This is a genomic window from Paraconexibacter algicola (genome assembly GCF_003044185.1).
Lineage (GTDB): Bacteria > Actinomycetota > Thermoleophilia > Solirubrobacterales > Solirubrobacteraceae > Paraconexibacter > Paraconexibacter algicola.
The window spans coordinates 1,411,278-1,432,128 of sequence record NZ_PYYB01000001.1 but is presented as its reverse complement, the minus strand read 5'-3'; the positions used below and the strand labels follow the sequence as shown (position 1 = coordinate 1,432,128).

Sequence of the window (20,851 nt, the reverse complement as noted above, 5' to 3'; positions counted from 1 at the left end):
CGGGCCACGGTAGCGGGCCGGCGCTCAGGCCGCGCCGAGCACCGCGGCCATACGCCGCGGGCGGACCCCGAGGCGCTCGGCGTCGGCGGTGCCCGAGCGCGAGGTCATCGAGACCTCGAGCAGCTCCGCCTCGTCCCACGTGGCGAGCGCACGGTGGGACACGAGCATCTCGGCGGCGCGCAGCACGCGGTAGGTGACCGCGGTCGGGACCGGGACGACGGGCCGCGGACGGCCGGTGGCGCGGACGGCGAGCTCGAACATCTCGCGGCCGGTGATCGTGTCCGGGCCGGCCAGCTCGTAGCGGGCGTTCTCGGTCGGCACGTACGGGCTGCCGTTGGCGACCGGCAGCTCGCCGGTGGCGCCGACCGGCGGGTAGCCGAGGACGCTCATCACGCAGTCGGCGGCGTCGTCGCCCCAGATCGGCTGGAAGTGCGCGCGCCCGCGGCCGCTCATCGGCACGACCGGCAGCAGCGCCAGGCGGGCGATGAGCGTCATCGCCTCGTCGCCGGGGGCGTAGACCATCGACGGCGCGAAGATCGTGTGGCGCAGCCCGCTGGAGCGGACCGCCTCCTCGGCGTGGGCCTTGGAGCGCAGGAACCGCGTGCGGTTGTGCGCGGACGCGCCGAGCGCGCTGAAGAACACGAAGTGCTCGACCCCGGCCTTCTCCGCGGCCTCGACCATGCGCCAGGTGGCGATCCCGCCGAGCTCCTCGATCGAGCCCTGCTCCTGGTCGCGGCTGGCGGCGGCGAGGTGCACGACGGTCCGCACGCCGCGCAGCGCGTTGCGGAAGGACGGCGGGTCGGAGAGGTCGCCGAGCGCGATCTGCACCCGCACGCGCTCGGGCCCGAGCCGCTTGGGATCGCGCACGAGGACGCGCGTGGGGACGCCCGCGGCGGTGAGGCGGCGCAGCAGCGCCGCGCCGGTCGTGCCGGTCGCTCCGGTGAGCAGCAGCATCAGAACCAGTGACGCTGCTCGGTGAACGGGTCCGCGTCGTTGTGGTACCCGTTGAGCTCCCAGAAACCCTGCCGGTCCTCGGGCATGACCTCGAGCTGGCGCAGGAACTTCGCGGACTTCCAGAAGTAGCGGGAGGGGACGAGCAGCCGCAGCGGGCCGCCGTGGTCGGGCTCCAGCGGGGCGCCCTCGTAGCTGTGGGCGACGAGCACGTCGGGGGCCCGCAGCGCCTCGAGCGGCACGTTGGTCGTGTAGCCGCCGTCGCAGTGCGCCATGACGTGCGTGCCGGTCGCGCGGACGCCCGCGCGGTCGAGCAGGTCGCTGACGCGCACGCCCGTCCAGGTGGTGTCGAGCTTCGACCAGCGGGTGACGCAGTGGATGTCGACGGTGACGGTGGTCTGCGGGAGCGCGTGGAGCTCCTCCCACGTGAGCGTGTAGGGCTCGTCGACCTCGCCCCAGATCTTCAGGTCCCAGCGGGTCATGTCGACCGTCGGGTTGCGGCCGACGGTGAGCACCGGGAAGCGCTCGGTGAGGTACTGGCCGGGCGGGACGCGGGCGGGGTCGATCCCCAGCTTCCCGGCCTGTCGCCGGCCGCGCTCGCCGATCATCTTGGAGGTGATGCCCATTCGGGGGTGCTCGTTCTTCCGTCGGTAGGAGAGGACCTGTGGCGTTCCTGTCGTAGTATGACGCCGCACCCTTGCCGTCCTGAGAACACGAGGAAACACATGGCCTACGTCATCGCGGAGCCCTGCGTCGGAACCAAGGACAACTCCTGCGTGGAGGTCTGCCCGGTCGACTGCATCCACCCGACGCCCGACGAGCCCGACTACGACAAGGTCGATCAGCTCTACATCGACCCGGAGGAGTGCATCGACTGCGACGCGTGCGTCGAGGCGTGCCCGGTCGACGCGGCGTTCGCCGAGGACCAGCTCCCGGACGAGTGGGCGAAGTTCGTGCAGATCAACCAGGAGTACTTCGCCGGAAAGTAGTCCGCTGTGAGGGCTCCGGGCTCCGGCCCGGCGTGGCCGTGGGCGCGGACGCACTAGGCTTGCGCCCATGGTCATCACCTCCCTCCGCTCCCGGGCGCGCACCGGGGCCGTCGTGCTCGGACTGTCCGCGAGCCTCGGTCTCGTCGCCTGCGGCGGCGACGACGACGGCGGGTCCTCCGCGAAGGACTACCCGGCGGCGCTCAACACCTTCTGCGGCAACCTGCTGACCAAGCAGCAGTCGCTCCAGACCGACGTGCAGCGCGCCGCCTCCGGCGCGGGCGCCGACCCGCAGAAGGCGGCGGGCGCGCTCGCCGACGTGCTGTCGTCCTACTCGAGCACCCTGACCGCCGAGATCAAGAAGCTCGGCGAGGCGGACGTGCCGCAGGAGTACGAGTCGTTCGACCGGACGCTCACGACCGGCATCAACGCGGTTGCCAAGATCGCGAGCACGACGGCGACGCGCCTGGAGGGCATCGACCTGTCGGGCGTGGCGAAGGGCGACACGAGCGGCCTGATGGAGCTGCAGAGCGCCCTCGGCGATCTCGCCAAGCAGCAGAACCCGCTCGACAGCCTCAAGGCGCCGAAGAAGCTGCAGGACGCGGCACCGAAGTGCGACGAGCTCTCCAAGAGCTGACGCGGCGGTACCGACATCCGTGACGGACCCGGACGGGCGGCCTGCGACAGGCCGCCCGTCCGCGTCGCGGCCCGTCTAGCGGACTCCCGGCTCCGGCTTGGACTGGAAGCCGCCGGGATAGAACTCCGGCCGGCAGGTCCGCGGCTTGTCCTTGCCCTTCCAGCCGGCGGTCTTCGCGGTCCGCTTCAGCAGCGTCTGCGAGGCGGTCCCCAGCTCGCTGTCGGCACGGCGGCCGGCGATGCGGGCCTCGACGGCCACGCCCGCGGGCACCCCGTGGAGCACGAACGACGAGCAGCGCTTCAGCGAGACGCCGAACTGCCGGCCGTCGGACAGCTTCAGGCTGACCATCTGCTCGATCGCGGGCGTCGAGCGGCTCCAGGTCACGACGACCTTGTTCTTCGCCGTGCGCCGGATCCGCACGCGCTGCGGGCGGCTCGGCAGGACCTGGTCGGGCGCGATGTAGGTCGCCAGGCGCACCCGCTCACGGGGCATGCCGGCGGCGTTCGTCACCACCGCGGAGACCGCGCGCGGTCCGCCCGGGCCCTCGGTCGGGGTGAACGCCACCGAGGCGCAGCGCACCGGGACGCCACCGAGCTCGGACGGGACGCCCTTGCCGCACCGCGTGCCGGTCAGCCGCTCGACGAGCGTGCCGGTCAGCCGGCCGTCGGCGCTCTCCTCGACGATCTGGACGTTGGAGCCCTCGTCGAGCGAGTAGAGGAGCTCCAGGCGCTTGGTGCCCTTGCTCTTCGTGGACGTCACCGAGCCCTTGAAGCTCGCCGGCGGGCTGTAGTCGGCGGTCTCGATCGACACCGCGCCCTCCGGACCCGGCCCGGCGGTGACGGTCCAGCGACCGGCCTTGGGCTTGATCATGAGGATCGACGTCGTCTTGTCCTCCGGGTTCTCGACGAGGATGAAGTCGTCGGTGCGCTTGTAGCCGCTGCCGTCGGTCGGGCTGGTGAACGTCGTGCCGCCCGGCCCGGTCAGCGTGACCGACGGCGGCGCGTCGCGGCCGGTGAGCCGGACGCTGTTGGCGGGCTGGCCGCCGGCGACGCCGAACGTCAGCTGGCCGGCCTGCGCCGCGCGGGCGGTCGGCCGCTCGACGCGGTAGGAGTCGAGGTCGCAGGAGCCACCCCAGACGTCCGCGCCGCCGGACCACTTGACGCCGGCACCGGCCTTCAGCGGGATCTTCTTGTACCGCGTCTCGTAGCGCGGCGGGAAGCCCGTGAGCCACGGGTAGGGGATCGTGATCGTGCCGAGGGTGACGCAGCCGGCGGCACCGATGTTCGACAGGACCGCGAGGGCCTCGGCGCACAGCGGTGCGACGCAGATCCGGGCCTGCCCGTCGATGTTGAACCGCTTGGCCCGGGTGTCGAGGAAGCCGTCGACGCGACCCTCGACCGACAGCACGCTGAACTTCAGCGCCGCGCGGGCGTAGAAGTCGATCAGGCCGTTGGGCCGGTAGGTGACCCCACCGCCGCCGACCTTCGTGCCGAGCACGACGACGTCACCCTCGACCTGGACGGACCAGACCGAGTCGGGCGTCGAGTCGGTGTACGTGAAGGCGCCGTTGAGCGCGATCGTGTCCTTCTTGCCCGCGGGCAGGATCGAGACGCCGACCGAGCCCTTGAGCTTGAAGGGCGGCGGCTTGAGGCAGAGGCCGACCCCGATCTGGTTCAGGTACACGCCGGTCGCGAGCGGGACGCTCGTGCCGAGGTTGTTGACGAAGCCGCCGAAGCTCGACACCTGACCGTCGGCGAGGCCGCCGAAGATCGCGAGCTCGGTCTCCGCCTCCGTGGGGAGGGTGATCTTCGCGTTGCCGTTCCAGCGGGCCGTGTTCGAGTCGGTGGGGCACTCGATGTACGGCTCCCCGTTGAGCTCGGGGGCCGGGCACGGGGCGACTGCCTGGCTCGAGCCGGCGGGCACGAACGAGAGGCACGCCTCATCGACCTTGAGCTTGCCCAGGTAGATGTCCCGGACGTGGAGCATCATGCCGTCGTAGCGGACGCCGTTGCGGTCGACGCGGATCGAGCCCTGCCCGGTGACGCCCTGGCTGCCGCCCCCGCCGCCGGGCATCGTGGTGAACTGCTCGGGCAGGCCGATGTTCAGCGTGAAGACCGAGTAGTAGGTGCCGCCGCGCAGGCCGAAGCGGATGTCGGCCGAGCCGGGGACCTTGAGGCCCTGGAACGTCGTCCCGGTGGGCACCGCGAGGGTGGCGACCTTCTTCTCGTCGCCCTCGCCACCGGCGGGGAGGTCCCAGCCGATGTCGCCGTTGTAGACGGTCAGCGAGCCGACCTTGATCGAGGCGCCCGACAGCTGGATGCGGCCCCCCGGGCGTCCCTGGGACGGGGCGATCGCGGTGAACCGCTGACCGGACGGCGGCGCCGGCAGCGGCACGCCGTTGACCGTCACCGCCGAGGTGGTCTCGTAGCGCGGCACGGCCTCGCTGCCGGAGCGGGCGAAGCAGTCGTTCGTGGTGATCTCGACGAGGCCGAACGCGACGCGCTTCTCGCAGACCGCGACGAGGTACTGCCGCGAGGTGGTGCTCGTCTGCCCGAGGGCGTCGGTCGCGGTGGCCACGATCGTGTAGGTCCCGGCGGTCCCGGTCGGCAGCGCGCCGCCGTTCTCCACCGTGACGAGGTCACCGGAGGGCGGCTGGACCTTCGCGGCGCACGAGCTGACGGTCGAGGCCGCCGACGCGCACGCGAACGAGGCGGTCGCGCGGTCACCGGGCTGGAACGCGGCCCGCTCGGCGGGCGCGTCGATCCGCACGGTCGGCGGCGCCGCCACCGTGTACGCGACGGTCGCGCTCGCGGTCTGGCCGACCGCGTCGGTCGCGGTGAGCCGCAGCGTGTAGCGACCGGCGACGACCGTGGGCAGCGCGGCCCCGGGGGCGACCGTCGTCTCGGTGCCGGCCGGGTTGGTCAGCCGGGCGACGCACGAGGCGATCGTCGACGTCGCCGACGCGCACGCGAACTCGGCGACGGCGCCCGCCCCGCTCTTCAGGAGCAGGTCGTTCGTCGGCGCGGTGATCGTCGCGGTCGGCGGGGCGACCACGCGGTAGGTGCGGGTGACGGTGCTGACCTGGCCGAGCGTGTCGGTGGACAGGACCTCGACGGCGTGGACGCCCTCGACCGTCGTCGGGAGCGCGCTGCCGGACGGCAGCGGCGTGGCCGATCCGCCGGGCGGGGTGACCGTCGCGCCGCAGCTGACGACCGCCGTGGCCGCCGCGGTGCAGGTGTACGTGAGGGTCGCGGCCTGGTTGCGCGCGAACACCGCGTTCGGGGCCGGGGAGGTCAGCTGGACCGCCGGGCCGTCGGTCGCCGTGTACGTGGCCGTCTCGGTGGTGGTCTGGCCGAGCGCGTCGGTCGCGGTCACGGTCAGCGTGTAGGTGCCGGCCGCGGCGGTGGGCAGCGTGTCCCCGTCGGCGACCGCGGTGGCGGTCACGGTCGGGCCGGACACGCTGGCGACGCAGCCGCCGGTGGTGGCGAGCGTCGTCGCGGTGTCCGCGGCGCAGGCGAAGTCCGCCGTGAGCGTGGCGTCGAGCGCGACGGTCTCGCCCGCCGGGGCGGTGATCGTCGCGGTCGGCGGCGCCGCGACCGCGTAGTCGGCGGTCGTCGTCGCGGTCAGCCCGTTGGCGTCGGTCGCGGTGAGCGTGGCGCTGTAGTCGCCGGCCACCGCGGTCGGCAGGGCACCGCCGCTGGTGGTCTGCGTGACGGTCGGCGTGCCGGAGGAGTGGGCGACGACGAGCGCGCAACCGCCGGACGCGATCGTCGACGTGGTCGACGCGCAGGCGAAGCTCGACGTGACGACCTGGTCGCGGGTGAAGACCGCGCCGTCGGCCGGGGCGGTGAGCGTCGCGGTCGGCGGCGAGCCGTCCTGGTAGACCTCGGTGGAGCTGTTGGTCGAGCCGTTGCCGGTGCCGCCCGTGAGGAGCAGCTTGCCGCCGGGGAGCGCCGAGACGCCGTGCGCCTGGCGCGGCCCGTTCATCGTGCCGCCCGAGGCGATCGTCCCGATGGCGCCGGTCGCCGGGGTGTAGAGGTCGGACGAGGACAGGGAGGTGTTGTTGTTGTCCGTCTGGCCGCCGGCGACGAGCACGGAGCCGTCGGAGAGGAGCGTCTGCGTGTGGAGGTGGCGCAGGCTGCCGAGGCTCGGACCGGCCGTGAAGCTGTTGGTGGCGGGGTCGTAGATCTCGGTCGACTGCCGCCGACCGCCGAGCGACTCGCCGCTGTAGCCGCCGGAGATGAACACGCGGCCGTCGTTCAGCAGCGTGCCCGGCGCGCGGCTGCGGGCGACGACCATGCCGTTGGGCACGAGGGCCCAGCTGCCCGTGTCGTTGGGGTCGGTCGGCGGGGTGAAGACGTGCGCCGTGTCCTTGACCGTGGAGAAGAAGGGCGGGGTGAACTCCGATCCGCCGTAGACGAGCACCTTGCCGTTCTGCAGCTTGACCGCGCCCAGCTCGGTGAGGGCGGCCGCGGCGGGCGGGGTGCCCGCGTCGTCCCAGGTGCCGAGGGTCGTGTCGTAGACGTCGACGCCCGCGGCGCTGATGGCCATGATCCGCGTGGCGGAGAGCGGGATGAGGATCGGGTCGCCGTGGGCGTGCGGGACGGTCGGCGTCGCGGTCCAGGCGTTCGTCGCCGGGTCGTAGAGCTCGGCGCTGGCGCGCGACGTGCCGGATCCCGGCTGACGCCCGCCGACCACCAGGACCTTCGCGGTCGGACCGGTGCCGAGGAGGATCGACGCGGCGCCGTAGCGCGACGCGGCGAGCGGTCCGGTGGCCGTCCACTGGTTGGTCGCGGGGTCGTAGACCTCGCCGCCGCTCGCCGCGGCGCTGTCGATCCCGCCCGCGACGAGGACACGGCCGTCACCGAGCGTCGTCTGGACGTGGTACGACCGGGCCGTGCTCATCGGCGCGGTCGTGGTCGTCTGCCAGCCCTGCGCGGCCTGCACGGCCGCGGGTGCGACGAGCAGCACGACGAGCGCGATGAGTGTGGCGATGATCGGTCGCGGGCGCGGCAGCGCGCCGACGACCGGGCCCGGAGTCCGGGTCGAGTCCATGCGGGATCCCCCAAGAGGTGTGAAGCCGCGACCGCCCCCGGTCGCGTGACGGCGGCGAACCTAGCACCGCACCGCCCGCCAGGCCGAACGCCGCGTGGGTATTTCCCGCCACCCGTGGACGGACGACCGACGCGCGGGATGCACCCTCGGCGGGCCGGTGGGCGCCCGATCTGCCCCACGCCGACCGCGCGCGGGTCGGCGCCCGCGCGCCGGCCGTGGACCTCCAGGGTGCGCCGGACGGGCGCTCAGGCCATCGGGAGCGACATCCCGGACGCCGGCGGCGACGGCGGGATGACGTCCAGCGGCGAGGCGGGCGCCGGGGCGCCCGCGGTCGCGAGCGGCAGCGGCGCCGGGGTCAGCGCGATGAGGCCGCGCGCGGCCCGGCGGACGGCCTGCGAGGCGGGGTCGTCCGGGTCGGAGGCGACGACCGGCACGCCCGCGTCGGCCTGCTCGCGCAGCGGCATCGTGAGCGGCACCTTGCCGAGCAGCGGCACGTCGAGCTCGTCGGCGAGCTCCTGTCCGCCACCCTCGTCGAAGATCGCGTAGCGCTCGCCCGACGGGGTCGTGAAGCCGCTCATGTTCTCGATCACGCCCGCGACCTCCATGTTGACCTTGTGGGCCATCTCGGCGGAGCGCCGCGCGACCTTCTGCGCGGTCGGCTGCGGGGTCGTGACGAGCAGGAACTTGGCCTGCGGGAGCAGCTGGCTGAGCGTCATCGAGACGTCACCGGTCCCCGGGGGCAGGTCCACGAGCAGGTAGTCCAGGGCGCCCCACTCGACGTCCTCGAGGAACTGCGTGAGCGCCTTGTGGAGCATCGGGCCACGCCACACGACGGCGCTGTCCTCCTGCACGAAGAAGCCGATCGACATGACCTTCACGCCGCCGGCCTCCATCGGGACGATCTTGCGCGCGGCGCTGACGGGCGGGCGCTGGCCGCCGAGCCCGAACATGCGGGGGATCGAGTAGCCCCACACGTCGGCGTCGAGGATGCCGACGGTCTTGCCGTCGGCGACGAGCGCGGCCGCGAGGTTCGCGGTCATCGACGACTTGCCGACGCCGCCCTTGCCGGAGCCGACGCAGATGACGTTCTGCACCTGGGCGAGCGCGCCGGCGGGCAGCGTGCCGCGGCCGAGCTTGCGCTGCAGCTCCCCCTTCTCCTGGTCGGAGAGGACGTCGAACGCGACGTCGACGGCGGTGACGCCCTCGAGCTCGCCGACGACGCGGGCGACCTCGGTCTGGAACTGGTTCTTGATCGGGCAGCCCGGCGTGGTCAGCGAGACGGTCACCGCGACGGCGCCCGTCGCGTCGTCGATCTCGACGCTGCGGACCATGCCGAGCGTGACGATGTCCTCGCGCAGCTCGGGGTCGATGACGGCGCCGAGGGACTCCATGACGGCTTCGCGGGAAGGCATGCCGTCATTGTCTCAAAGTGCGGCCGGGTCCTCGGTGCGCGTGGCGCGCCCGACGCCGCAGCGGGCGCACCAAGACGTCGGGCCCGGTCCGAAGACCAGGCCCGACGCCGAGGGAGGAGAGGGTGCTACGTCTGACGGCGGGATATGAGGCCGCCAGATCTTCCGCCGGGTGCGGGCCCTCTCCGGACCCGCGGCGGGAAGTCGTGGTGGGTACGGGGACGTGGCGCCCCCGCGATCACTAGACGAGGGAGGCGACGCGCTCCTGGACGGTCTTGCTCGCCTTCGCGGCCTCGGTGCGGCCGGTCTGCACGAGGTTCTCGACGCGCGCGGTCACGAACTCGGCGCGGGCGGAGATGTCCTTCAGGTCCTTGGAGACGCCCTGCGCCTGCTTCTCGAGGTCGGCGCGGAAGGCCTGCAGCTCCTTCTCGAACGGCGCGAACCGCTTGGAGAGCTCCTTCTCGGCCTGGGTACGGGTCTTCTTGACCTCGCGCTCGAGGCGGGTGCGGCGCTGGCGCAGCTCGCGCTCGACCTGGGTGCGGGTCTTCTTCAGCTCGCGCTCGACCTTCTTGCGGGCGGTCGTGCCGCGACGCTCGAACTTCTTCAGCTGCGTCTCGAGCTTCTTCTGGCGGGCCTTCAGCTCCTTCTCGGCCGCGTCGCGCGTGCCGTAGCTGGAGCGGAGGTCCTCGACGGTGGCGACGAGCTTGTCGCGGCCGATGAGGGCGGCGCCGACGGGCACGAGGACGGCCTTCTCGGCGATCTCGGCGACGGTCTCGGCGGTGGTCTTGACCTCGACCTTGACCTCGGCGGCCTCGGACTTCGCGGCGGTACGAGCCTTGGTGGCCTCGGACTTCGCGGCGGTCTTGGCCTTCGTGGTGGCGCGGGTCGCCGCGCTCTTGCGCGTCGTGGCGGCGGCGTTCTTCGCGCGGGTCGCGGCGGCCTTCTTGGCGGCCGTCGACCGCTTCGTGGCGGCGGTCTTCGCGGCGGTGGTGGAGGTGGAGGGGGTGCTCTTCGTCTCGGCCATGGTGGTCTCTGCTTCCTCTGCTGGCGACTTAAGGTTATTACTTCTAAGTCGTTCGCACGGAGCGTACCCTGCGAACACCTGTTTGTAAACCTCCGAACGACCGGCGTTACAGCCGGAACGGCCGTTCGCACGAACACGGTGCCCGGCCCCGCCGGTCCGGGGGCTCGCAGAGCGGTACGACCGAGGAGCCCGGAGGGCTCAGGCGGTGCGGGCCAGCCAGCCGGCGGGATCGCCGAGCTCGGCCAGCGACGGCGCCAGATCCGGCCCGGCGAAGGCCCGGTGCAGGGCGTCCGGGCCGGCGGCCACGACGACCGCGTCGCAGAACGCCTTGCCGTCCCCGTACTGGCGCAGCTTCGCGTCGAGCCCGAGGATCCGGCCGAGGAACGCCTGCACCATCGAGCTGCGCAGCGCGCGCCGCTCGTCCATCGCGCCGCGGAGCTTCGCGAGGTCCCCCACGAGCTCGCCGCCGACGGCGTCCATCACGTGCTCGGCGTGGCCCTCGACGAGGCTCATCAGCGCCTGCACCGCCTCGAGCCGCTCGCGACCCTCCTCGCCCGCGACCGCGGACAGGAGGTCGCCGCTGCGGACGAACGCGATCAGCGACGCGAGGTCGGCCGGGCGCGGCATGCGCAGCAGCGCCTTGACGTCCAGGCGCACCTCCAGCGACCCCATCAGCTCGCGCACGAGCCGCTCGATCTCCGGCTTCAGCCACGGCACCGCCGTGAACTGGACGGCGTGCGTCAGCTCGTGCACGGTGACCCAGCGCACGAAGTCCGCCGGATCGACCTCCATCGCCTCCGCGCCGATCGTCAGGTTCGGGGCGACGAGCACCATCCGCATCGCGGGGTCGTCGTCGCGCAGCAGGCCCGGCTCCACCTGGCCCATCACGCGGTGCGCGAGTAGCCCGGTCATCGCCCCGACCTCCGCACCGGCGACCGCGCCCGCCACCCCGCCGGCGAGCCCGCCGAGCGGCCCGAGCGAGTCGCCCGAGCGGCGCAGGGTCGCGTCCATCGCGGGGGCGAGCGCGTCGACGTTCAGGTCGATCCACTCGCCGCGACCGATCCACTCCGGGGTCGGCAGCTCGCGCTGGGGCTCCAGGCCCGTGTAGGCGCTGATGCGCTCCGCGGCCCGGTCGCAGACGCCGATCAGGTCGACGGGCGGCGGGGCGTCGGGCGGGCCCGCCTCCCCGCACATGACCCGGCCGACGGCCGCTGCGACCCCGCGATCGAGGGCCATCGGGTCAGTCGCCGTCCGTCGCCGGCAGCGCGGCGAGCCGTCGCAGCGACGCCGCGCTCCGCGCGGCGATCACCGGGGCGATCGGGGTGAGGTCGGCGACCGGTGCCCCGAGCGGGTCGTCGAAGCCCGGGAACGCGACGAGGCCGCCGCTCTCGCGGACGATCAGCTGGGCCGCGGCGGCGTCCATCGCGCGCGAGCGCCACAGCGTCGCCATGCCGTCGACCCGCGTCAGCGCCACCTGGCACATGGAGATCGCGATCGAGCCCATGGCCCGGATACGGTGGACGTGCTCCAGCAGCGCATCGGAGGACTGGCGCAACCACCACGGATGCGCCGACTCGACCGCCACGAGCTCGAGCCGGCCGTCCTCGGTCAGCCGCTCCGGCGGGGCGGCGTCGATCCGCACCCCGTCGAGGTACGCGCCCTCGCCGCGGACCGCGTGCCACTCCTCGCGCGGGCCCAGGTCGTAGACGTAGCCGAAGACGACGTCGCCCATCGTGGGCCCGTCGGCGACCGCGATCGAGATCGAGTGGTGGGCCATGCCGCGCTTGGCGTTCATCGACCCGTCGATCGGGTCGACGACGACGAACGGCGGACCGCCCCCGGCGCCGAAGTCGACGGTGCCGCGCTCCTCGCTCACCGCGGTGAAGCGGGCGCCCGCCTCGTGCAGGCGCTCGAGCTCGGCGAAGACGCAGTCCTCGGCCGCGGCGTCGATGACGAGCGTGCGGTCCCCGCCCTCGCCCCGCTCACCGGTCTCGAGGACCCGCTCGCGGCTGGTCGGATGCTCCACCAGGACGGCCTGCAGTCCCTCGCGCGCCCGCCGGCACGCGCCGAGCCAGTCGTGCTCGAGAACTGGCGAGGTCGGAGCGGGCATTCGCTCCTATCCTAGTCAGGTGGACCTCCGCTCCCCCTCGACCGTGACCGGGCCCGACGGACTCACGCCCGCGCAGCGCCGCGCGGTCACGTTCCGGGAGCCACGGCCGCTGCGGATCGTCGGCGGGGCCGGGACCGGCAAGACCCGCACGCTCGTCGCGCGGTTCGCCGCGCTCGTCGCGGAGGGCGTCGCGCCCGAGCAGATCCTCGTGCTGACCCTCACGCCCGGCGGCGCGGACGAGCTGCGGCTGCAGATCGAGCACGCGCTCGGCGACCGGCCGTTCGAGGAGCTCGCCGTCCACACCGTCCCCGACCTCGCGGCCCGGGTCCTGCACGAGGAGACGCTCGCCGCGGGCGTCGACCCCTTCGCGCTGCCCGCGACCCCGTCGGACCGGCTGGCGATGCTGCTCGAGCGCATGGACGAGCTGCCGCTGCGCCACCACGACCTCGGCGGCACCCCCGCCAACGTGCTCGCGCGGATCGTCGCCCGCATCGACGCCTGCAAGGACGAGCTGCGCAGCGCCGACGACGTCGCCGCGTGGGCCGCCGCCCTCCCCGACGAGGACCCGCACGCCGACCGCGAGCGCGAGTTCGCCGCGCTCTACCGCGCCCATGACCGGATGCTCGCCGAGAGCGCCGCGCACCCGCTGGACGCCGGCGACCTCGTGCTGCGCGCCCACGCGCTGCTCGCCGCGCGCCCCGAGGTCCGGGAGCGGGTCGCCGCGCGGCGCCCGCACGTCCTCGTCGACGAGTTCCAGGACCTCCCGCCCGCCCAGGTCGCGCTCGTCGAGCTGCTCGGCGCCGCGCCCGCCGCGCTCGTCGTCGCCGGGGACGACGACCAGGCCGTCCGGCTCGGCGCGTCCGGCGCCGGGCGCACGCTCGCGTCGCTGTCGCCGCGCCACCACGACCTCGAGACGATCGTGCTGGACCGCGTCTTCCGCGGCCGCGACCGGATCCTGCGCGCGGCCGCCGCGGTCGTCGAGCCGATCCCCGGGCGCGTGTCCAAGCCGCTGGTCGGGGCGGAGGGCGGCAGCGTGCGGTTCTGGCGCTGCGCCAACGAGCGCGCGCAGGCGCAGGGCGTCGCCGCCGAGGTCGAGCGGCTGATCCGCGCCGGGACGCCGCCCGAGCGCATCGCGGTGATCGTCCGCAGCGTGCGCCGCGAGGGGCAGGCGGTCGCGGTCGCGATGGACGAGCGCGCCGTGCCGTACCGGCTGGTCGGGGCGGCCGCGTTCTTCCAGCGCGCCGAGGTGCGGGACGTGCTCGCCTGGCTGCGGCTGCTGGCCGATCCCTCCGACGCGGGCGCCGTGGTCCGGGCGTTGGCGCGGCCGCCGGTCGAGCTGCGCGCCATCGACCTCGCGCGGTGCGTGCAGATCGCCCGACGGCGCAAGGTCGACATGGTCGGCGCGCTGCACGCCGCGACCGAGTCGCCGCAGATCCCGCCGGAGGCGCGCGACCGCATCCAGGGGTTCCTGCGGCTGTACCGCAGCGCGTCCGGGGCGATCGACACGTCGCGGCCGGACCTGTTCGTCCACCGGCTGATCGACCACCTGGGGCTGCGCCGCCAGCAGCTCTTCGCCGCCCAGGCCGACGTCGTCGAGCGGCTCGTGCAGCTCGCCCGGCTCGGGGAGATGGCCGCCGCGTACACGCGCCGGGCGCCGCAGGCGTCGGCGCGCGACTTCGCCCGCTACCTGTCCGCGGTCGCCGACGCGGGCGCCCCGGGCCTGTTCGACGACGAGGACCGGGCCGCGGCCGCCGAGCACACCGCGGGCGGCGCGGGCCGCGCCGGCGTCGCCGTGCTGGCGATGCACGCCGCGAAGGGCCTGGAGGTCGACCGCGTCTTCGTGCTCGGCCTGCAGTCCTCGCGGATGCCCGGGGCGCGACGCACGGTCGTCGATCCCCCACCGGGGGCGCCCGAGGCGGTCGACTCGCCGGCCGAGCACGCGGCCGCGATGCGGCGCCTGCTGCACGTGGCGATGACCCGGGCGCGGGAGGGGCTCGTGCTCGCCTACGCCGCCTCCTCGGACCGCGGCGCGCGGCAGCCGCCGTCCCCGTTCGCGGAGGAGGCGCGCGCCGCGCTGGGCACGGGCTGGGAGGACCGCGAGGAGGAGCTCTTCGGCCCGGACGAGGCGCTGCACGCCACCTTCCAGCAGCTGCGCGACGAGCTGCTGGCGGGCGTGCCGAAGATCGGCGGCATGCTCGGCGAGATGCGCCTGGACACCGACCTCGACGTGGCGCACGGCGCGGTCCGCTACCTCGAGCTGGTGAAGCTCGCGGCGCTGATGGACCGCCCGCCGGGCGTGTCGATCGCCGACGCGCTCCCGGACGTGAACGCGCGCGTGCTGCAGGCCGCGACCGCCCAGCAGCGCGAGGTCTTCCTGTCCTCGACGCTCGACGACGTCATCGTCGGCGCCGAGCAGGACGCGCGCGCCCGGGCCGCGGCGGTCGCCGCCCGGGAGGAGCCGTCGCTCGCGCCGTTCCTGCCCACGCGCGGTGAGGGGCTCGTGCTCAGCGCGTCGGACATCGAGACGTACCGCTCGTGCCCGCTGAAGTACAAGTTCGCGCGCGTCTTCCGCATCCCGCAGGAGCCGACGATGAACCAGCGCTTCGGCATCCTCGTCCACCAGGCCCTCGAGCGCTTCCACCAGGACGAGGGCCCGCTGGCGGGCACGCTCGACGGCCTGCTCGACCTGTTCGAGACCGGCTGGCGTCGCGGCGGCTTCGGCGACACCGACCAGGAGCGGCAGCTGCGCGCCAAGGCGGTCGACAGCCTGCACCGGTACGTCGAGCGGTTCCGCGCGGAGGCGACGGAGCCGGTGTGGTTCGAGCGCGGGTTCCAGTTCCGGATGGGCCCGCACGTGCTGCGCGGCCGTGTCGACCGGGTGGACCGCAAGCCGGACGGCACGCACGAGCTGATCGACTACAAGACCGGCCGCCCCCGCACCCTGGCGCAGCTGCGCGAGGACGTGCAGCTCGCCCTGTACGCCGTCGGCGCGCGCGAGGCGTGGGAGCTCGAGTCCTCCTCGCAGGCCTACCACTACGTCCTGGACGACGAGAAGATCGAGGTGCCGCAGGAGGCCCTCGATCCCGACTGGATCCGCCAGACGGTCTTCGAGGTCGCCGACGAGATCCTCGGCCAGAACTTCGAGCCGACCCCCAGCTACGCAGCCTGCTCGATGTGCGACTTCCGCATCGCCTGCCCCGCCGCGGAGCGCTGACCCCGCCCCGCCCCGCCCCGGGGGCGGCGGGGGCGGCCGGGGCGCCCGCGGGTGCGGCGGGGGCCCGGGGGCGGGCTACTGGGCGTCCGGGCCGCGCTGGCGCAGGAAGCGCTGGAACTCGCGGGCGAGGACGTCGCCGGACGGGACCGTCGGGTCGACCTCCTGCGCCTCCTCCTGGGCGGCCTGCTCCAGGCGCTCGACGAAGGCCTGCACCTCGGGGTCGCTCTGGACCGCCAGCGAGACCTGGCGCTCGTAGTCGGCGCTGGCCTCCTCGAGCTCGGACGCGTCGACGGACACGCCGACGAGGCCCTCGAGCTTGCGGGTCAGCGCCAGCGCCGCCTTCGGGTTCGGGGCGGCCGCGACGTAGTGGGGCACGCTCGCCCACAGCGACGCCGACGGGATCCCGGCCGCCGCGCACGCGTCGTGCAGCACCGCGGTGATCCCGGTCGGTCCCTCGTAGGACGCGCCGCGCAGGTCGAGCCGGTCGATCAGCGCGTCGTCGGACGCCAGGCCGGTGATCGACACCGGCGCGCTGTGCGGCACGTCGGCCAGCAGCGACCCGAGTGTCACGACGAGCTGCACGCCGATCGCCTCGGCCAGGTCGACGATCTGCTGGCAGTAGGTGCGCCAGCGCATCGACGGCTCCGGGCCCTGCAGCAGGATGAGGTCGCGGGGCGCGCGGGGCACGCGGGCGGCGTAGAACTCGGTCTCCGGCCAGCTGATCTCGCGCGTGCGGCCGTCGAGGATCCGGACCTTCGGGCGCGTCGCCTGGAAGTCGAAGAACTCCTCGGGGTCGATCGTCGCGAAGCGCGTCGCCTGCAGCGAGGAGCCGACGAACTGCAGCGCCGCGGACGCGGAGTCACCCGCGTCGTTCCAGCCCGTGAAGGCGCACACCAGCGCGGGAGCGCGGAGACCGTCGGGACGCTGTTCCCAGTGCAAGGACTGCATCCGATCCACCGTACATGATGGGTTCGTGGCCGAACCGCAGACGCCGGCGCCCCCGGTGCAGACCGTCGCGACCCTCCGTCCCGGGGACGCGATCGACCTCGTGCTCGCCTGCGCGCGCAAGGACCGGCTGCTGGCGAAGTCCGGGACCCCGTACCTGGCGCTCGAGCTGCGCGACCGCAGCGGCTCGATCCCCGGGCGCGTGTTCCGCGACGCGGACCGCCTCGCCGCCGGGTTCGACCGCGGCGACCTCGTGCGCGTCACGGGCCGCGTCGAGCGGTTCCGCGACGAGCTGCAGCTCGACGTGCACCGGATCGCGCGGGCCGCCGCCGACGCCGCGGACCCCGCGAGCTTCCTGCCGGTCGCCTACCGCGACCTCGACGAGCTCGATGGCTTCCTCGAGCACCTCGCCGGCGAGGTCCACGACACGGGCTACCGCGCGCTGCTGCAGCAGCTGCTGGGCGACGCGGAGCTGCGCGCGCAGTGGCGGCGCGCGCCCTGTACCCGCGGCGGCCACCACGCCTACCTCGGCGGACTCCTCGAGCACACGGTCGCGGTGGGCACCCTGGCGCTCGAGACCTGCCAGCTGCACGTGCGGCTGAACAGCGACCTGCTGCTCTGCGCCGCGCTCGTCCACGACCTCGGCAAGACTCGCGAGTTCACCTACGGCGCGGACATCGGGCTGAGCGACGCGGGCCGCCTGCTCGGCCACGTCGAGCTCGGGCTGCGCCTGCTGGAGCCGCGGATGGCGCAGGTCGGGCTCGACGAGGGCCGGCGGCTCGCGCTCGCCCACTGCGTGCTCACCCACCACGGCCCGGACGCCGCCCCGGGCCGCCGGTTCGCCTCGGCGGAGGCGCTCGCGCTGCACCGCATCAACGCGCTCGACGCGACCGTCAAGGGCGCGCTGGAGCACGGGCTCGGCCCCTGACCCACTACGGTAGGTCGCGCATGCAGCTCGCCGTCTCCGCCGTCGGACGTGACCGTCCCGGCATCGTCGCCGCCGTCACCGGCGTGCTCGTCGCCCACGGGGCCGACATCGCCGACGCCCAGATGGGCGTGCTCTCCGGGCGCTTCACGATGATGCTCATCGTCGACGCCTCCGACGACCTCGACGAGGGCGTCTTCCTCGGCGACCTGCTGGAGATCGGCCGCGATCTCGGCATGGACGTGGTGAGCGCGAACCGCATCGACCCGCTGCACCGCGTCGGGACCCCCGACCCGACGCACGTCGTGACGGTCAGCGGCACCGACCACCCGGGGATCGTGCACGCGGTCGCGCACCAGCTCGCCCGGCACGGCGCGGGGATCACCGACCTCCAGACCCGACGGATCGGGGACGAGGACGAGGAGCCCCTGCACGCGATGATGCTCGAGGTCGTGCTGCCGCCGGACGTGCAGCCGCGCACCCTCGACGCCGCCCTGCAGGCGATCGCCGGGGAGCGCGAGCTCGACATCGAGCTGCGCCCGGTCCCGGAGGACTGAGCGCCGCCCTTGGGTCGGGCCCCGGGGCGCGGACCCGACGGCCCGCACCCCGAGGACCCGCCGGGTCCTAGCCGGCGTCCGGGTAGGCGGGCAGCGAGGACGCCACGCGCGTGCCGTTCACCGCGCGCACCACGTAGCCGGCGGGCGTGCCGGCCGGGAGGGTGACGTCGGTGGAGCCGTCACGGTCCGCCGTGACGGTCGCGACGCGGACGAGCTCCCCGCAGGCGCCGATCCGCTGGATCTGCAGCTGCGTGGCGGTCCGGGTGCGCGGGCTGCGCACGGTCATGCGGGTGGACCCGTTCTGCACCGTCACGTCGGAGACGCGCACCGACCGCGCGAGGCGGTAGGTGACCGAGCGCGGACCGCCCGCGGAGACGACCGTGTAGGCCGCCCCGGCGCGCGCCGCCGCGTTCGGGCGGTCGAACGTCGTCGAGAACCGGCCGGTGACCGGGTCGGTGTCGACGGTGCCCAGGACGCGGGTGCGGCCGCCCAGCCGCTGCTCGATCGTCACCGGCCGGCCGCGCAGCGCGCCCGTCACGAACCCGCTGGTGCGCAGCCGGTCGTTGCGGATCGCCAGGACGACCCAGCGGACCTGCGGGCCGCAGGTGCCGGTGGCCGACGGGGTCGACGTGCCCGGGGTGGTCGTGCCCGGGGTCGTCGTCCCCGGGGTCGTCGTGCCCGGGGTCGTCGTCCCCGGCGTGGTCGGGGTGCCCGTGCCCGGGGTCGTGCCGGGGGCGATCCCGACACCGGTCAGCGCGATCTCCCGCGTACCGGCGCTCGTGGTCACCGTCAGCGTCGCGGTGCGGGTCCCGGCCGCGGACGGCCTGAACCGGACGAAGATCTGGCAGAACCGATCGGGATCCAGGTCGCCCCCGTCGACGCAACGGCCCGCCTGGCTACGGTCGAACGAGAAGTCCGCCGCGTCGGGACCGGTGATGGCCGCGTCCACGGGCAGCAGGCCGAGGCCGTCGTTCTTGACCGCTGCCGCCTCGGGCTCGCTGCTGGCGCCGTTGACGGCGCGTGCGGCGAACGTCAGCGCCGTCGGGGTGATCGTCGGCTTCGGGAGCAGCGCCCCGGCCTCGGCGACCACGAACGAGCGCAGCTTCGGCAGGTCGATGTTCCGCAGCACGGTGACGCGACCGCTGCGGAGGTTCACGCGGTAGACGCTGTTGATGCCACCGGTCTGGTTGGGCCGGAACGCGAGCAGGAAGCCGTAGCCGCGCGCGCCACTCCCGGACGTCGCGACCCGGACCTCACGCGGGATGCTCAGGCCCATGACGCCGTCCCAGGGATCGACGGCGATCGGCTCGCCGGCGCTGTTCTCGGAGACGAGGTCGACCGGGTTCGTGAGCGTCCCGGCGTTCGGCGGGTTCTGGATGAAGAGCTTCTTCGTCTCGAGATCGACGGAGTACTGCGTCGTCGGTCCCGGGGTGGCCGCCTGGGGCTGGGACTCGCCGTTGGCCTGCGGGAAGCTGTTCGTGTAGCTCGTGGCCTCGATGCCCGGGTTGGTCGGGGTGTCGGCCTGGATGCCGGCGAGAGCGGGGTTCCCGTCGATCGCCGAGCCACCGGCGTTCAGCCCCTCGTTGCCCGGCTCGAAGCGTCCGTTGAACCCGGTGCTCGCCATGAAGCGGAACCGGTTCACCGACGGGTTCGCGTCGAGCGCGAACTGGTTCTGCGCCAGCGGCGGCGTCTCGTCCCAGCCGGTGAAGGTGCGGCGCGCGACCTCACCGGTCAGGGGCGCGATGGCGACGGACTGCATGCCCGCGCTCGTGTCGATCATGCCGATCAGCTGCCCGGTCTGCGGACGCCAGCTCAGCGCCACGAGGGACTGGCCCTGGGCCAGGCCGGTCAGCGGGATCTCGAACGGCGCCGAGTTGGGCGCGGTGGCGGTGGTGAAGTGCAGGAGCTTCAGCCCCGTGCTGTCGACGCCGATGGCGGCGTGGTCGAGCGGGCGGCCGGGCGTCGAGGGCGTGCGCTCGAGCGCGAGGCTGCGGATCGCCAGCGTGCTCGCGAACGGCTGCCCGACGAACGTCACGGCGGCGGTGGCGAGGTCGATGCTCGCGAACCGCGTGCCGTCGGGGGTCTCGAGGATCGCGTAGGCCCCACCGGGTCCGCCGGCGAGGCCGGAGACGACGTCGAAGCCGACGACGCCCGAGACGCGGATCGGGGTGGAGGCCTGGTTGAGGACGCCGACCGAGGTCTGCGCGCCGGTGTCTACGTCGCCGGTGAAGAGGCTGGCCGGGCTCCCCAGGCCCGTGGTGATCTCGGGACGGATCGTGTGCCAGACCGCCTGGTCGGTGATCGGGCGGCTGTGCGTGAACGCGCTCGCGGTCACCGTGGACGTCGCGCCGGTGATGCTCGCCCGGGCGCGCGGGGAGTTGTCCATGTTGATGCCGTCGTTCGGCCTCCCCGTGTTCGGGTCGACACCGGCGTGGAAGCTGCCCGCGACGACGTCGAGCTCGTCGGTCTCGGGGTCGAAGTCGACGTCCCAGTCCGCGCTCTCCGCCGGGAGGCCGACGCGGGTGGCGGACGCGCCGCCACCGCCACCGCCGGGGCCAGGGGGGGCGGACGGGCCCGACGAGACCCAGTAGTTCACGTCACCCCGCGCGCCGACGGGCGCGGCGAAGCCGTTGACCGGGTCGATGACGTACAGGGTGCCCGCGTCGGCGACGTCGTCGATGCCGAGGCCGTAGAGCATCCCGTTCATCGGGCGGACGTCGATGCCGACGAGCGTCTCCCCCTCGCTGACGCCGAGCACCGGGACGTCGACGGTCCTCGTCGGGTCGGTGACGTCGAAGCGGGTGAGGATCGGCTCGTCGATCGGGCCGGTCAGCGCGAACGCGCGGGCGGCGAGGTGCGTGTCGGGCGGATCGGGCAGCGCCTGCGCCTGGGCAGACGTGGTCGTCGCGGCGGCGAGGCCGGCGCTGGCGAGCAGCGCGGCGCCCAGCGCACGCGACGGACGGGAGCTCACGCCGACGCGAGCAACCCGGGAAAGGGTGCGGTGCATGTCATCTCCTTGCCGCCTGGACAGCGGCGAC

The 20,851-nt window shown here is 74.0% G+C and carries 14 protein-coding genes; 5 read left to right on the top strand and 9 right to left on the bottom strand.

Going from position 1 to position 20,851, the window contains the following annotated elements; all coding sequences use genetic code 11:
* Positions 1–24 precede the first annotated feature (24 nt).
* Positions 25–954 (bottom strand): NAD(P)H-binding protein, encoded by a 930-nt coding sequence (locus tag C7Y72_RS06890; RefSeq protein WP_107567986.1) that lies wholly within the window; start codon positions 952–954, stop codon positions 25–27.
* On the bottom strand, positions 954–1,577 hold the full coding sequence (locus C7Y72_RS06885) for a sulfite oxidase-like oxidoreductase (RefSeq protein WP_107567984.1): 624 nt from the start codon (positions 1,575–1,577) through the stop codon (positions 954–956). Before C7Y72_RS06885 ends, C7Y72_RS06890 begins: the two co-directional genes overlap by 1 nt.
* Positions 1,578–1,676: 99 nt before the next feature.
* On the opposite strand from C7Y72_RS06885, the gene C7Y72_RS06880 reads away from it, so the two are divergent.
* Entirely contained in the window at positions 1,677–1,940 is a 264-nt protein-coding gene (locus C7Y72_RS06880) for a 4Fe-4S dicluster domain-containing protein (protein ID WP_107567982.1), read from the top strand.
* A 67-nt stretch (positions 1,941–2,007) separates the two neighbouring features.
* The gene (locus C7Y72_RS06875) at positions 2,008–2,574 is read left to right on the top strand and encodes a hypothetical protein (RefSeq protein ID WP_107567980.1); all 567 of its coding nucleotides are present in this window, start codon (positions 2,008–2,010) and stop codon (positions 2,572–2,574) included.
* A gap of 75 nt (positions 2,575–2,649) precedes the next feature.
* Here the strand turns inward: C7Y72_RS06875 and C7Y72_RS06870 are convergent, their stop codons facing one another.
* From C7Y72_RS06870 to C7Y72_RS06850, 5 genes are all read right to left on the bottom strand, one after another.
* On the bottom strand, positions 2,650–7,629 hold the full coding sequence (locus C7Y72_RS06870) for a hypothetical protein (RefSeq protein ID WP_107567978.1): 4,980 nt from the start codon (positions 7,627–7,629) through the stop codon (positions 2,650–2,652).
* A 245-nt stretch (positions 7,630–7,874) separates the two neighbouring features.
* Positions 7,875–9,041: an Mrp/NBP35 family ATP-binding protein gene (locus C7Y72_RS06865; protein ID WP_107567977.1), complete on the bottom strand. Its 1,167-nt coding sequence runs from the start codon at positions 9,039–9,041 to the stop codon at positions 7,875–7,877.
* Between the two features lie 238 nt (positions 9,042–9,279).
* The gene (locus C7Y72_RS06860) at positions 9,280–10,062 is read right to left on the bottom strand and encodes a lipocalin/fatty-acid binding family protein (protein WP_107567975.1); all 783 of its coding nucleotides are present in this window, start codon (positions 10,060–10,062) and stop codon (positions 9,280–9,282) included.
* Positions 10,063–10,260: 198 nt separating this feature from the next.
* Positions 10,261–11,298, bottom strand: a complete 1,038-nt coding sequence (locus C7Y72_RS06855) for a zinc-dependent metalloprotease (RefSeq protein WP_107567973.1) — start codon at positions 11,296–11,298, stop codon at positions 10,261–10,263.
* A 4-nt stretch (positions 11,299–11,302) separates the two neighbouring features.
* Positions 11,303–12,172, bottom strand: a complete 870-nt coding sequence (locus tag C7Y72_RS06850; protein WP_107569663.1) for an inositol monophosphatase family protein — start codon at positions 12,170–12,172, stop codon at positions 11,303–11,305.
* A 19-nt stretch (positions 12,173–12,191) separates the two neighbouring features.
* Here C7Y72_RS06850 and C7Y72_RS06845 point away from each other — a divergent pair, with 19 nt between their 5' ends.
* Complete coding sequence (locus C7Y72_RS06845; RefSeq protein ID WP_158276700.1) at positions 12,192–15,386, top strand: ATP-dependent helicase; 3,195 nt, start codon at positions 12,192–12,194, stop codon at positions 15,384–15,386.
* Between the two features lie 75 nt (positions 15,387–15,461).
* Here C7Y72_RS06845 and C7Y72_RS06840 read toward each other — a convergent pair whose 3' ends face one another.
* Positions 15,462–16,334 carry a PAC2 family protein gene (locus C7Y72_RS06840; protein ID WP_107567969.1) on the bottom strand — a complete coding sequence of 291 codons (873 nt, stop codon included), beginning with the start codon at positions 16,332–16,334 and terminating at the stop codon, positions 15,462–15,464.
* Between the two features lie 25 nt (positions 16,335–16,359).
* Between C7Y72_RS06840 and C7Y72_RS06835 the strand changes: the two genes are divergently transcribed.
* Both C7Y72_RS06835 and C7Y72_RS06830 read left to right on the top strand, forming a co-directional pair.
* The gene (locus C7Y72_RS06835) at positions 16,360–17,259 is read left to right on the top strand and encodes an OB-fold nucleic acid binding domain-containing protein (protein ID WP_233243759.1); all 900 of its coding nucleotides are present in this window, start codon (positions 16,360–16,362) and stop codon (positions 17,257–17,259) included.
* Positions 17,260–17,279: 20 nt separating this feature from the next.
* Complete coding sequence (locus tag C7Y72_RS06830; RefSeq protein ID WP_107567967.1) at positions 17,280–17,813, top strand: glycine cleavage system transcriptional repressor; 534 nt, start codon at positions 17,280–17,282, stop codon at positions 17,811–17,813.
* A 67-nt stretch (positions 17,814–17,880) separates the two neighbouring features.
* Here C7Y72_RS06830 and C7Y72_RS06825 read toward each other — a convergent pair whose 3' ends face one another.
* Positions 17,881–20,784: a DUF4394 domain-containing protein gene (locus tag C7Y72_RS06825; RefSeq protein WP_158276699.1), complete on the bottom strand. Its 2,904-nt coding sequence runs from the start codon at positions 20,782–20,784 to the stop codon at positions 17,881–17,883.
* Positions 20,785–20,851 lie beyond the last annotated feature (67 nt).

What these genes read in the sequence shown, in the direction of transcription:
- C7Y72_RS06890 (WP_107567986.1), bottom strand. Translation starts at nt 954, where the DNA reads ATGCTGCTGCTCACCGGAGCGACCGGCACGACCGGCGCGGCGCTGCTG.
- C7Y72_RS06885 (WP_107567984.1), bottom strand. Translation starts at nt 1,577, where the DNA reads ATGGGCATCACCTCCAAGATGATCGGCGAGCGCGGCCGGCGACAGGCC.
- C7Y72_RS06880 (WP_107567982.1), top strand. Translation starts at nt 1,677, where the DNA reads ATGGCCTACGTCATCGCGGAGCCCTGCGTCGGAACCAAGGACAACTCC.
- C7Y72_RS06875 (WP_107567980.1), top strand. Translation starts at nt 2,008, where the DNA reads ATGGTCATCACCTCCCTCCGCTCCCGGGCGCGCACCGGGGCCGTCGTG.
- C7Y72_RS06870 (WP_107567978.1), bottom strand. Translation starts at nt 7,629, where the DNA reads ATGGACTCGACCCGGACTCCGGGCCCGGTCGTCGGCGCGCTGCCGCGC.
- C7Y72_RS06865 (WP_107567977.1), bottom strand. Translation starts at nt 9,041, where the DNA reads ATGCCTTCCCGCGAAGCCGTCATGGAGTCCCTCGGCGCCGTCATCGAC.
- C7Y72_RS06860 (WP_107567975.1), bottom strand. Translation starts at nt 10,062, where the DNA reads ATGGCCGAGACGAAGAGCACCCCCTCCACCTCCACCACCGCCGCGAAG.
- C7Y72_RS06855 (WP_107567973.1), bottom strand. Translation starts at nt 11,298, where the DNA reads ATGGCCCTCGATCGCGGGGTCGCAGCGGCCGTCGGCCGGGTCATGTGC.
- C7Y72_RS06850 (WP_107569663.1), bottom strand. Translation starts at nt 12,172, where the DNA reads ATGCCCGCTCCGACCTCGCCAGTTCTCGAGCACGACTGGCTCGGCGCG.
- C7Y72_RS06840 (WP_107567969.1), bottom strand. Translation starts at nt 16,334, where the DNA reads ATGCAGTCCTTGCACTGGGAACAGCGTCCCGACGGTCTCCGCGCTCCC.
- C7Y72_RS06830 (WP_107567967.1), top strand. Translation starts at nt 17,280, where the DNA reads ATGCAGCTCGCCGTCTCCGCCGTCGGACGTGACCGTCCCGGCATCGTC.